This window comes from Sporosarcina sp. P13, assembly GCF_002743055.1.
GTDB lineage: Bacteria > Bacillota > Bacilli > Bacillales_A > Planococcaceae > Sporosarcina.
This window is the reverse complement of the sequence record NZ_PDYM01000028.1, coordinates 1-12,873: the sequence shown is the minus strand read 5'-3', so window position 1 is coordinate 12,873 and position 12,873 is coordinate 1. Positions and strand designations below refer to the sequence as shown.

The window sequence follows — 12,873 nt, the reverse complement described above, 5'->3', positions numbered from 1 at the left end:
TACGTCTTATTTCTTCTGGCTTTCATACCACTTCTGAATTAATGCTGCAGTCAATCTCCCTGTATTTGTTAGATTCTCTATACTGATGCACTCTCTAAATGAATGGATGTTTTGAAAACCATTGCCTAACGTTAGACAAATCAAGCCATTTTCATTCAATACATTTGTATCAGCTCCGCCAAGCGTTTCGGTTAGGTACGGCTTGACGCTAATATTGTCCGACGCCTCCAATACGGTTTTCGTTAGGATATGATTTTCTGGAATCGCGAAACCACTGTACTTTTTCTCGATCGTTACGTCTACCTTACCTCCGCGATCTTCCACCGCTTTACGCATAGCGTCTTCCATATGCTTCAGCTGCTTATCCAACTTTTCTTTGGAGAAGCTTCGCACTTCACCGGCAACCGTCACTTCACCCGGAATAATGGAAGTTAGCTCTCCGCCTTCGATAATACCGATATTCGCTAGAGTCTCCTCATCAATTTCACCTAAGTTGATTTCCAATAAACCCGCTGCTGCCAAAATGAACGCATTATTGCCTTCTTCTGAATTAAGCGCAATATGTGCCGCATTTCCTTTTACCTTCATCCAGATCCTGCTGCTGTATGGACCCTTCAAAATCGTTTGACCCACGTCGCCGCTACTATCGAAAATGTATCCAAACTTACTTTTTGGTTTGCTGTAATCTAGATGACGGGCACCTACAAGACCTGGTTGTTCATTGACTGTTAAGACCAATTCAATCGGACCGTGCGGGATTCCACTCTCTATTACTGCGCGAACGCCTTCTAAGTACGCCGCCAACGCTGCACGGTCATCTGCTCCTAAGATCGTTGTTCCGTCAGAGTAAATTACGCCATCTTTGATTACGGGCTTTAAGTCTTTCGTTGGCAAGACAGTATCCATATGTGTAGAGAAAAATACTGGCGCTACAGATGAATCTGTACCTTCTTTGTAAGCAATTAGATTGCCTACTTCTCCGCCAAATGCTTTATGCGCTTCATCAAATTCAATAGTAAACCCAAGTTCAGGCAATGCTTTTTTCAAATAGTCTGCTACCTTTTGTTCTTTTCCGCTTGGTCCATCAATTTTAGCTAGTTCTAGAAATAAGTCGAGTAAGCGTTTCTCATCCACACATTGTGCTGCGTTATTCTTCACTTGTTTGTTTGTCATTCTAATTCGCTCCTTTTCTCATTGTGCCATTATAGGCTCTACAACTACTTTGCCGTCTTTCAATACAGTCTCCACAATATTGGTTCCGAGTTCATATGCGATATGGACGTATGAAGGAATTGCCCAAATCTGAAGGTCAGCTACTTTACCTTCAGCAATCACGCCTCTATCATCCAAATCCAACGCGCATGCCCCACCATAAGTCGCTGCTTTGATTGCTTCTTCCACCGTGAACTTATACAGCCTGCAAGCCAAATTTATAACAAACTGCATCGACTCTGTATAGCATGCTGGGCAAAGATCCGTTGCAAGGGCGATATTCATTCCCAAATCCAGCATTTTACGCGCATCAAACGGTTTCTTATGACCTACAGCAAAATCTAGTGCAGGCATCAAAACACCTGTTACATTCGATTTGGCGAGTTTCTCCATTACTTCGACCGGTGTATAGTTTAAATGATCAACGGAAACCATATTCATCTTGACGGCAAGATCAGACCCACCGATATACGAATAAGCATCTGCATGCAGTTTCGGTTTCATGCCGTATTTCAAGCCAGCTGCAAGAATTTGTTCGGACTCTTCCGCTGTGAAATATCCATCATCACACCAAGCATCGCAGAACTCCGCCAGTTTTCGCTCGCCGACTTTCGGAATCATATCCTCAATAATGACACGTAAATATTCCTCTTTCGTCATTCCTTCAGGGAATCCATGAGCCCCTAGAAATGTGTTATATACATCAACCGGTGTTTCTTTATCGAGTCGTCGTCCAACTTCTAGGATTTTAATTTCACTTTCTGTTGTCAGACCATAACCACTTTTACTTTCAATCGTTGTCATGCCGTACTGAAGCATGTTCATCATTCGTTTTTTCGATTGTTGGAACAGTTCTTCCTCAGATGCATGCCGAGTAAGTTCAATCGTTCGATTCGGTCCTGCGGTAATACCCATTTCCTCAAGCTTCTTTAAATCTCCACCAGCTATTTTAGCCGCGTACTCTTCTACACGTGTGCCGTTGAAAACAAGATGCGTATGGGAATCTACAAACCCTGGCGCAACCACCTTCCCCGTAGCATCGACTTGCAGTGCATCGTCCAGATCAATAGTGGTACTTCCTTCTTTTTCTGTACCAACTCCTGCAATACGTCCGTCTTTCACAGCAATCCAAGCATCTTTAATAACGCCAAGACCCGCCATTCCTTCTCCCATGCAGGTCAATACTTCTGCTGCATGACGAATGACCAAATCAACTTTTGTAGTACCATTTATTTGAGTCACGATAGAAACCTCCAGTTAAATAATGTAATAGCCCTCAATAGTAAGCGCTCTCACAAAAATAAAAATGCTAACGGTGTTACAATAATTAATGATAAAACTGTGCGAATGAACCAAAGTACCAAAATCTCACGCATTTTAATCGGGATATCCGTAGATAGGACACAAGGTATCAATGCTGAAAAGAATAGAATAGTTGAGATTGAAATCGAACCTACAATAAACCTTGTGTGCAGACTGGCATCCATTACCATCAATGACGGCAAAAACATATCCACTAAGTTGATCATCGCAGCTTTTGCAGCTAGGAACGGTTCAGGTATTTGCAAAATCCAAGTTAACGGCAATAAAAGATAAGCTAAATAATCAAATACCGGTGTATGATTAGCCAAAATTAAACCGATTAGTCCTATTGCCATAACTGATGGAAGTATACTCATCGCCATGAGAATGCCATCCTTCAGCGTCGATAGAACATTTTTAAAAAGGCTGGGCGCAGTTTCAGCAGTTTTCATCGATGCTTGCCAGGCATGCTGGAATCTCTTTTCACGAATGATGACTTCGGGTGCACCTTCCCCCGTGTAGTAATCGTCAGGAATTTTGTTAATCGGCCACAATCTAACTGTAATTGCTGTAACTAAAAATGTAACTAGGAATGTCAGCCAAAAGTATAAATTCCAAATCTCCATTAAATCCAATGTCTTGGCTACGACAACCATAAACGTAGCGGATACTGTAGAAAAGCCTGTAGCAATGATAGTTGCTTCGCGTCGGGAGTATTTACCTTCCTTATAGATGCGGTTGGTAATCAATAGCCCAATCGAATAACTACCAACGAAAGAAGCAACGGCATCTATCGCTGATTTTCCGGGTGTCCTCCAGACCGGTCTCATAATAGGTTGCATAAGAATACCGATGAACTCTAGCAATCCATAACCTACTAACAAAGCCAAGAAAATCGCACCAATCGGTACTAACACACCAATAGGCGTCAATACGATTGAATAATAATAAGGCCCCATATCATCTGCCAACAGCCACTTAGGGCCGATTTCAAACAAAACTAGAACGGATGCAAGAGCCCCAAGTACCTTCAGGCCCGACAACGCCATATCAATTTTGGATCTTCGCCAACCTCCAGAATAAAACGGATAGGCAGCACCAAGTATCATGATAATCAAAATGTAATATGAAACAGTAGTCGGAAAAGCATTACGCAACCAAGTGACTAAATGGTCTAAGGGTATAGAGTTTTTCCCATTAAGCTCCATTGGAACAAAGAACATGAACACACCAATTAGACTGAAGAAGAAAAAACTAAACATATTACGTGCCGAGTAAATATTGGGTTGTATGTCTGTATACGCTGTATCAATCTGATCGATCGTCTCTTTTACATCGTTCATTCTCTTCACCTACCCTGGTAGTTGTTTAAGTCCATTAAACAAGAAGTGAGGAGCTCAAACAGGCGTTTGATCTCCCCACCCACTTTTCTTTAATTCTATTACTTATGATTTAGCTACTGCTTTTTCTAAATCCTTCGGGCCAAATGTAGCTTTACTTTCCCACCACAATGGGATTTTAATGCTATCTTCAGTCAGTTCACCTTTACCATTTGCTACATCACGCGCAGTTTCATAACCAGCCTGAGCATGGCGTACAACACCAATTCCAGAGTCAACTGTCATCGCAACTTCAAGACGCATATCTGATTCCGCTGTACCATCCGCCACCATTGTGACACCTGTGTGTACTGCTTCCCCCATAGAATAGTTTGCCTGAATCGCAATTAGATCACACATACCAACTGCGTTCAATAATCCATTCAGCATCGGCCAGTCAGAAATCAAATCACTGCCGTCCTTCATATTTTCTGATTCAAATGTTGGGTTAACGATAGATCCCGAATCTAAATTGTCACGTGAAAACGCTACTGGTCCAGATAGCTCGCCACGGCGAATCATGTCGTTTACTTCTAATGCAAACTTTTTACGCTGACCAAAGCCCATATAACAAATCCGTGCAGGTAATGCTTCGATTGGAATATGCTCTTTCGCCAATTTGATCCAACGTGTGACTAAGTAGTCATCCGCAAACTTCTCAAGAATCATGTCATCAATCTTACGAAGATCTTCTGCATCTCCAGATAGGCATACCCAACGGAAAGGTCCACGGCCTTCACAGAACAATGGACGTATATATTCTGCTACGAATCCTGGCAAACGCTTCGCCTCATCTTTATCCATCCCTGCATCCATACACTCTTTACGGTGACTCGTTCCGTATTCAAATGCATGAACTCCTTCATCCATAAACTGAATAAGCGCTTTCAATTCACGAATCATTGTTTCGCGGCCTTTTTCTAAGTACAAATCACGATCTGTATCACGCAAATGCTCTGCTTCTTCTACTGTATAGCCAGACGGAAGATAAGAAATTGGGTCATGACCTGGTGTCATAGACGTTGCAATTTCCGGACGGAAGTCGCTCTTCAGAATTTCTTCAAATACGTCAGCAGCATTTCCTACTACTGCGATTCCAAGTGGCTTGCCTGCCGCAGCATATTCTTTCGCTTTTTTGATCGCTTCATCTAAAGAAGGTGCCAATTCGTCGATGAAACCTTTTTCGATACGGCGGTTGATGATCTCTACGTTGGAGTCAACAAGGATACAAACGCCACCATGCATCGTCATCGCACGTGTTTGGTTTCCTCCCATACCACCTGCTCCTGCAGTCAATAGGATCTTGCCCACAAGGGAGTCATTATAATGAAGGCGAGCAATCGCTGATAATGTTTCAAACGTTCCTTGGATAACACCTTGTGTTCCGATGTACTCCCAAGGTGCTGCTGTATAGTTTGCATAGATTGTAAGGTTCTTGTCCTGTAAGTCGTAGAACGTAGGCCAATCTGCTTTCATAATGTTCGTTGTAGCCATGACAACTGTCGGAGCATATTTATGAGTTTTAAATACCGCCACTGGCATTCCTGATTGAACAACCAATGTCTCATCATCTTCCAAATCTTTTAGAGATTGTACAATCGCATGGTAAGATTCCCAGTTACGCGCAGCTTTACCTATTCCGCCATAGATAACAAGCTCTTCTGGCTTTTCTGCATTTTCCATGTTGTTTTCTAACATACGGAGGATTGCTTCTTGTCTCCATCCTTTACAACGAAGCTCTGGTCCTCTTTGTGCTTTTACGGAATATAAGATTTCTGGTTTTGTAGTCATATTGAATTCCCCCTGGATAAAATAGTTTTTTTGTTTCTCGCCTTTATATAATGCAAGTACCGTGCCAACTTTTAAAAAGTTGTAGTAATTTATTTATCTATTCCACCAAAAGCTTATTGTATCAACGGTAAATTTCATTCAAATCTACTATTACTAGTATGAAAGATGACAATACTATTTCTCCGCCCCCCGCAGATAAATCTTCTCTCTGCACATGTCATTCTCTCTACTTCTTTCATGAATCACCTTTAAATGAAGGCGTTTTCAAGTGTGCAGATATATTTTGCATGCAAATGCAGATTTTTCTGATTGTTGCGTGATATAATAAAAGTCGTACTATGTATAGGAGGTTTTTTAGATGTTTGCTAAACTATTTGGTTCATTCGCGAAAAATTTTGTCGATGGAGTCATCGTCCTAGATTCATCAAACAAAGTTTTATGGTTTGAATTACAAGAAAACTTAAACCTTTCAGTAGACACAACTACAGATATCAAAGAATTGTTTAGAAGAGGCGATTTACAATTTATCGATCATGAAGTTTTTTACGTTGAGCTTCAAGGGAAAAAACTTCAGGTATCTGTCAAGCATATGGAAGAACCTGATCAACTGATTATATTATGTATAAAAGAATTCGCCTTTCAATTGGATAATAACGAAGCGCGTCTCTATTGTTTGGAAGAAGTCATCAAAACCATAGATGAAGGTGTGATGATGAGTAACGCAGATGGAGAAATCACTCTCTATAATGAAGCCCAAGAAAAGATGGAAGGTTTACGAGCCCAAGAAATTATCGGAAAACCTTTATGGGATGCATATAATTACAATCCGCAGTTCTCTGAGCACCGACATGTATTTAATACGGGCAAACCTATTTTTTCCCGGTACCGGGCACACTCTAAAGTGGCCGGTGTCCCCCAATATGTCAGCTATAGTACATTCCCTATTAAGAAAGACGGGGAAACTATTGGCGTTTTCTCTATCAGTACGAATGAATCCAAACTAAAAGATCAGCTCTATCAAACGATTGAATTAAAGCGAAGCAAATACCAAGTAGCAAGGGAAAAATCCTTCTCTTCAAATGGAACGCTCTTTACGTTTGAAGATATTAAAGGCCAAAGTACAGCATTAAAAGAACTATTGAGAGAAGCCCAGGCGGTTTCCATCCATAATACCGATACACTGATTGTCGGTGAAACAGGTACTGGCAAGGAACTGTTCGCGCAAAGTATGCACAATCACAGCCCGCGCAGGGATAAGCCGTTTGTGGCGATCAACTGTGCGGCTATTCCGGAAAACTTATTGGAAAGCACATTATTCGGTACCGTCAAAGGGGCTTTCACTGGGGCTACAGACCAAATCGGGTTATTTGAATATGCCAAAGAAGGCACCCTCTTCATGGATGAAATAAACTCCATGCCGATGACCTTGCAGTCAAAGCTTATGCGTGTATTACAAGAGCGTTTAGTGCGTCGAGTAGGATCTAACGACGTGACCCCTGTTCGCTGTACAGTTATCAGTGCATCAAATGAAGACCCGGAGAAATTGATTGAAGAAGAAAGAATGCGGCTAGATTTGTTTTATCGAGTCGCCAATACAAGCCTGTTTATCCCTCCATTACGCGATCGGCCAGAAGACGTTTTATTTTTCATTAATTACTTTTTAGAAACATTTAAAGAGAAAATGGGGACAAGAACACCTCCTCTCTCCCCCACTTTACGGGATGCTTTGTTACGCTACTCGTGGCCAGGTAATATTAGAGAGTTGGAGCATTTAATCCAAAACATTGTTATTCGGGTGACAGAAGATGCAAAAGCAATTGAAATCCAGCATTTGCCTTCCTATATTCGGGGGAAAATTGTTTCTGAGCAACATTTATTTGAAAGTAAAGAGGAAACTAAATCAAGCAGGCCAATAAAAAACTTATTAAATCAGTCTAAAAGACGGTTTATAGAGTCCACTTTAGAGCAAACAGATTGGAATATTTCTGCAACCGCACGCAAACTGGGAATTACACGGCAGAGCTTGCAGTATCATATAAAGAAGCATCAACTAGTAAAACCCTAAATCCGAGTAATATTATTTAATCCGTTTAATTTAGAAAGGCGGCAACACATGATTAAGTTACGTGGTCATCATCTATTTTGCTTGCTTGGTTATCGTGGGATGGGCTACTCGAAGGAATATGCGGAAAACATGACTGCGGTCCACAGCGCTTTACGGCAACGACCCGATACATTGATACAAATCATGAAAGGCCCGGATTATTTATGTGCGAAGTTTCCTGATGATCAGCCCTATCATTGTGAAGATCAAGGCATTTACGTGCGAGATTCGGAGATTTTAAAGCGACTTGGGTTGAAATTCGGGGATGTTTTACCGTGGCGGGAGGTCGAGCGACGGATTCGGGTAGGCGTCGTGCCTTCTGATATCGAAGTGATTTGTGAAACGTGTTCGTGGCGCTCGTATGGTTATTGCGAGCATGGAGTGGAGCGGATTATTGATGCGGTTGGGTTGCGTGAAGTGGAGCAAGAATAAAAAAGAAATGATGGGAACGGCAATCGTTTCCATCACTTCTTCTAGTTAATAATACATCCCTGAATCTGAATCCACTTCTACCGTTTCGGTTCCGTAGTCTGTCACAACTATGAATGTATAGACGTCGTATGTGTACTTTTCATTCGATACAATATCTTTTCCAGTCACTTGCTTCTTGGATTTATAAGTAACCCGGACCGTATCGTTATAGAGTAAATAATCATTTCTAATAATCTGTTCTGCTTCTTCTATCGTCAGCTTAAAATTCTTTTTTCCAACTAAATTATATGTGTAATCTTCCATTTTCCATTTCCCAGCATCTTGCTTAAATAGGTAACCTACAAACCCGCCATGTGCCAAACCATCCGCAAACTCTACTGTTTGAACGCTAATTCTATTTGGAGATGGCTGGGTGAAATCAAAGCGCAGCTTAAATTCTGTTCGTAATTGGAACGGGAATAAAAATTGATCGCATTCTGTGCAGACGTATGGATAATACTCTTGAAGATTACCCTCCACAAATTCTAACGTCGCATACTTCAATAACTCCGGACGGATCTGTGCAAAGGTCTTCTTCTGTCTTTTACCTTCAATTAACGTATATTCAATCAAATTTGTCAGTCGATTTGATAGATCAATCGCTTTGTTTTTCGTCACTTTGCCAATCGTAGGATCTGCTTTTTTCGCTTCGATTGCACGGTTTAAAAACTCCGCATAATGCGCGCGCGTCACGGGGCGATTCGGATAAAAACGACCTTGATCCCCTTTTGCTACTCCACTTGCAGCTAATGCATTGGCATAGACATAGCCCCAATGATTGCGGTTAACGTCTTCAAATGCCTCGTACACTGTCATATTAAAATCATATGCCAAATCCAATACTTTCGCCATTTGAATACGAGTGATCGGTGCTTCGGGATTGAATTTCCCATCAAGTCCACCACTAAAAATTCCCGCTTCTGTTAAGTTCATAATCGATGAATAGTACGCATGATTCTTCGGTACATCTTTGTAGATTACTTTGCCACCTGTGTAAGCCGGTAGTTTCAGTGCTTTATCCAATAACTTCGCTACGTGTTTACGGCTGATGCTTTGACTCGGACGAAATGTACCGTCTGGATAGCCGGAAATATAGCCAGCTTCTTGGATCGCTTGAATCGCTTCGTAGTTCGAATGCTTCTTCGGCACATCTATGAATTCCTTCGTTGCCGCTTGGACAGATCCTATATTGCTAACAAATAATGCGAGCAACAATGCAGTGAACAACACAACTCGAATGATTTTCTTCATTATTTCCCTCCTAGAATAGTTTGACTAGTTTCTACTAGTCACTCCCATTCTACCATTTAATTACTAGTTGGTTATAACCATATTTGATACGAACCCACGATGTATCCTTCACCGAATCCACTCCAGCGCTTGCGGATGGGTCTGCCATAACTATTTTCATCAATCAATTTCGTACGGATTTTCTATTACTTCTATATAACGCATTAGTTTGTACAAGGTTAGTCAATATGAACAAAGAGTTACATTCCTATCCTTGAATGTCTCGATTGTTGTAGCGATTGAAACCAGAAACGAGCAAAACAGCCGCCATCGTTAGCAATCTGCCAACATACAGCCAGTTCATTTGTTCAATAGGCAATTTGGATACATAACCATACGGTGAAAGTTTCTCCATCCATTCAGGAAATTGAAATAGACCGCCTAAATACGCTGTTAGGAAACCGTAAAATAGATAGAGCCAGACGAGTCCCGTTGCACGTGGAGCGACACCAATCAAACAAGTGCTAATCGCAATCATCACAACCACTGCCGGGAAATGAACCAAACTTGCTTGTAACACCGTTTGGAAAGCGAATGGTTCATCCATGGAAACCTTAGCTGCTAACCATAAACCGAGAGCTGAAAAACTTAACATCAATAACCCGCTGATCAAAGCCAAAGCTACAAATGCCGCTAACAATTTCACTCTTGAAACCGCCCGACCTAGGATAATATCTAGCCTTAACCTCCGCTCTTCTCCTGCAAGTTTATGGATTGCTAGAAGTGCGGGAATGGTACCGATGAGAGCCAACACTGACATGAGCATAGGCAAAAACTGCAAAGCTAATGAACTATTTTCATCCGCCACAATCAGAGAAGCGAACATTTCATTACTTCGGAAAAAATTTTCCAAGTCACCAAGAACAGAACCATAAGACATGGCTAGCACAAGCATACCAATCGTCCAGGAAATAAACGCAGTTCTCTCAAGACGCCACGCAAGTCCGAGTGGATTACGCAAAAGAACGGAAGCATGTGCTCGACCACTTCTCGACGGTAGAAAACCTGAGCCTAAATCACGTTTTGCATGCAAGATTATCGACAGAAAGTATATTACTAGACTTCCTACAACTAACGCGATGACTGCCAATCCATTGTTCTCGCTATACGGCTGAACTTTTGTAAGCCAACCAAATGGAGGTACCGATTCAGCACCCGCACGCAGTAAATACGTACTAATCATCACAGCGAATGACAAACCGACTGCACCCCTTGAACTTTCCGCAAGTTGTGCACAAACGGCCGTAACCCCTGCAAAAAATAATCCAATTGCGCCAAGTGCCATGCCGTATAAAAACGACCCCCACCAATTCATACTGTCGAATGAAAGGCTATACAATCCGATACTAATAAGTAACGCCAGCAACAAATTGACACCGACAAGCACTAGCATCGAAGCCGTCAATTGTGAGTTCCGTGCAATTGGCAATGAATGCAGTAATTCCGCTCGTCCTTCCTCTTCCTGAGATCGCGTATGTCGAGCCATCAATAATATGTTCATAATGGCGACTGCAATCCCCGTCATTAAAAGCATCTGATGCGACACCATCACACCAAGCGTATAGTGCGTGAGATCAGCGGGTCCGACCATTGCCGTCATGACGGGATTTTTCATCGTCTCCGCCAACATTTCACGATCTTGCTCGGTTGGATATAATTGATCAAGAGCTGGCGGTACTACTATCGTCATAGCGACAATTCCGAAGATCCACCACACATAACGCCACCGATCTTGCCGCATGATGAAACGAGAGAGACGTAAAGTTCCAGCAAAATTCCCTTTCATCATGCTTTCCTGCTTTCGACTGTTTCTTCATAATGGCGCATGAATAAATCCTCAAGTGTAGGTGATGCACTTTCAATTTTCTGTATGCCATGCTCACTTAATTTACGCATAATCGCTTCCATTTCATCCGCATCCGCTTGAAATGCCCACCCTGTATTTGTCTGCTCTACACTGTGAACACCTTTCCACGAAGCAAGTGACTCAATCGGAACTCGCGTCTCCACCGTCAAACGCATGCGAGTCAAATGCCGTAGCTCATTTAATGTACCGCATTCAATCAAACGACCTTGCCGAATGATGCCGACACGATCACAAAGCTTCTCAACTTCTGATAAAATATGGCTCGACAGCAACACCGTCTTGCCCTCGGCTTTCACTTCCGCCACGCATTGCTGGAAGATGTTCTCCATCAAAGGATCCAGTCCAGAAGTCGGTTCATCCAACAAAAACAGCTCCGCATCCGATGCAAATGCTGCCACAAGCGCTACTTTCTGACGGTTCCCCTTTGAATACGTCCGACACTTCTTCGTCGGATCCAACTGAAAACGTGCAAGCAATTCATCACGCTTTCGTTCATTCATCTGTCCTTGAAGACTCGCAAATAAATCAATCACTTCGCCACCTGTCAACTGCGGCCATAAATTCACGTCCCCCGGCACATACGCAATGCGGCGATGAATTTCCACTGCATCCCGCCATACATCTTTACCGAAGATCGTCGCCGAACCGTTCGTTGCACGCAGCATCCCAAGCAACACCCGAATTGTAGTCGATTTTCCCGCCCCATTCGGTCCAATGAAACCAAACACTTCACCAGATTTCACCGCAAGATCGAGTCCGTCCAGTGCATGATGCTTACCAAATACTTTTGTCACTTGATTCATCTCAATGACGTTCATCTGTATGCCCCCCTTTGTTCGAGTCAGACCCATTGTATTGCGTATATCTTAACACATATACCATGTAGTGAATATTCTGATGACTGAGATGCATTACCAGGATGACTGGATGACAATTGGCGCGGTTGTGAAGCGGTTTGGTGCGTTCACGACTCGGGTTGGCGCGGTTCTAACTCGGGTTGGCGCGGTTCTAACTCAGTTTGGCGCGGTCTCAACACGGGTTGGCGCGGTTCTAACTCGGGTTGGCGCGGTCTCAACACGGGTTGGCGCGGTTCTAACTCAGTTTGGCGCGGTTCCAACACGGGTTCGCGCGGTTCTAACTCAGTTTGGCGCGGTCTCAACACTGGTTCGCGCGGTTCTAACTCAGTTTGGCGCGGTTCCAACACGGGTTGGCGCGGTTCTAACTCAGTTTGGCGCGGTCTCAACACGGGTTGGCGCGGTCTCAACACGGGTTGGCGCGGTTCTAACTCAGTTTGGCGCGGTTCCAACACGGGTTCGCGCGGTTCTAACTCAGTTTGGCGCGGTCTCAACACGGGTTGGCGCGGTTCTAACTCAGTTTGGCGCGGTCTCAACACGGGTTGGCGCGGTTCTAACTCAGTTTGGCGCGGTCTCAACACGGGTTGGCGCGGTTCTAACTCA

General features: G+C 43.0%; 9 protein-coding genes. 2 read left to right on the top strand and 7 right to left on the bottom strand.

Annotated features, from left to right (window positions below):
• Positions 1-6 precede the first annotated feature (6 nt).
• From CSV79_RS12070 to hutU, 4 genes are all read right to left on the bottom strand, one after another.
• Positions 7-1,173, bottom strand: a complete 1,167-nt coding sequence (locus CSV79_RS12070; RefSeq protein WP_099689313.1) for a M20/M25/M40 family metallo-hydrolase — start codon at positions 1,171-1,173, stop codon at positions 7-9.
• Between the two features lie 18 nt (positions 1,174-1,191).
• Positions 1,192-2,454, bottom strand: coding sequence for an imidazolonepropionase (hutI, locus tag CSV79_RS12065; protein ID WP_233201432.1), 1,263 nt, complete (start codon positions 2,452-2,454; stop codon positions 1,192-1,194).
• Positions 2,455-2,504: 50 nt separating this feature from the next.
• Complete coding sequence (locus tag CSV79_RS12060; RefSeq protein WP_099689311.1) at positions 2,505-3,857, bottom strand: YjiH family protein; 1,353 nt, start codon at positions 3,855-3,857, stop codon at positions 2,505-2,507.
• A gap of 102 nt (positions 3,858-3,959) precedes the next feature.
• Positions 3,960-5,684: a urocanate hydratase gene (gene hutU, locus CSV79_RS12055; RefSeq protein WP_099689310.1), complete on the bottom strand. Its 1,725-nt coding sequence runs from the start codon at positions 5,682-5,684 to the stop codon at positions 3,960-3,962.
• 358 nt (positions 5,685-6,042) lie between these two features.
• Between hutU and CSV79_RS12050 the strand changes: the two genes are divergently transcribed.
• On the top strand, positions 6,043-7,749 hold the full coding sequence (locus CSV79_RS12050) for a sigma-54 interaction domain-containing protein (RefSeq protein ID WP_099689309.1): 1,707 nt from the start codon (positions 6,043-6,045) through the stop codon (positions 7,747-7,749).
• A gap of 48 nt (positions 7,750-7,797) precedes the next feature.
• Complete coding sequence (locus tag CSV79_RS12045) at positions 7,798-8,220, top strand: DUF1284 domain-containing protein (RefSeq protein ID WP_099689308.1); 423 nt, start codon at positions 7,798-7,800, stop codon at positions 8,218-8,220.
• 45 nt (positions 8,221-8,265) lie between these two features.
• On the opposite strand, the gene CSV79_RS12040 is transcribed toward CSV79_RS12045, so the two are convergent.
• The 3 genes from CSV79_RS12040 to CSV79_RS12030 all read right to left on the bottom strand — a co-directional run bounded on the left by CSV79_RS12040 (position 8,266) and on the right by CSV79_RS12030 (position 12,234).
• Positions 8,266-9,510 (bottom strand): S-layer homology domain-containing protein, encoded by a 1,245-nt coding sequence (locus CSV79_RS12040; RefSeq protein WP_099689307.1) that lies wholly within the window; start codon positions 9,508-9,510, stop codon positions 8,266-8,268.
• Between the two features lie 247 nt (positions 9,511-9,757).
• The gene (locus CSV79_RS12035; RefSeq protein WP_143560572.1) at positions 9,758-11,338 is read right to left on the bottom strand and encodes an ABC transporter permease; all 1,581 of its coding nucleotides are present in this window, start codon (positions 11,336-11,338) and stop codon (positions 9,758-9,760) included.
• Positions 11,335-12,234 (bottom strand): ABC transporter ATP-binding protein, encoded by a 900-nt coding sequence (locus tag CSV79_RS12030; protein ID WP_099689305.1) that lies wholly within the window; start codon positions 12,232-12,234, stop codon positions 11,335-11,337. Before CSV79_RS12030 ends, CSV79_RS12035 begins: the two co-directional genes overlap by 4 nt.
• Between the last annotated feature and the right edge of the window lie 639 nt (positions 12,235-12,873).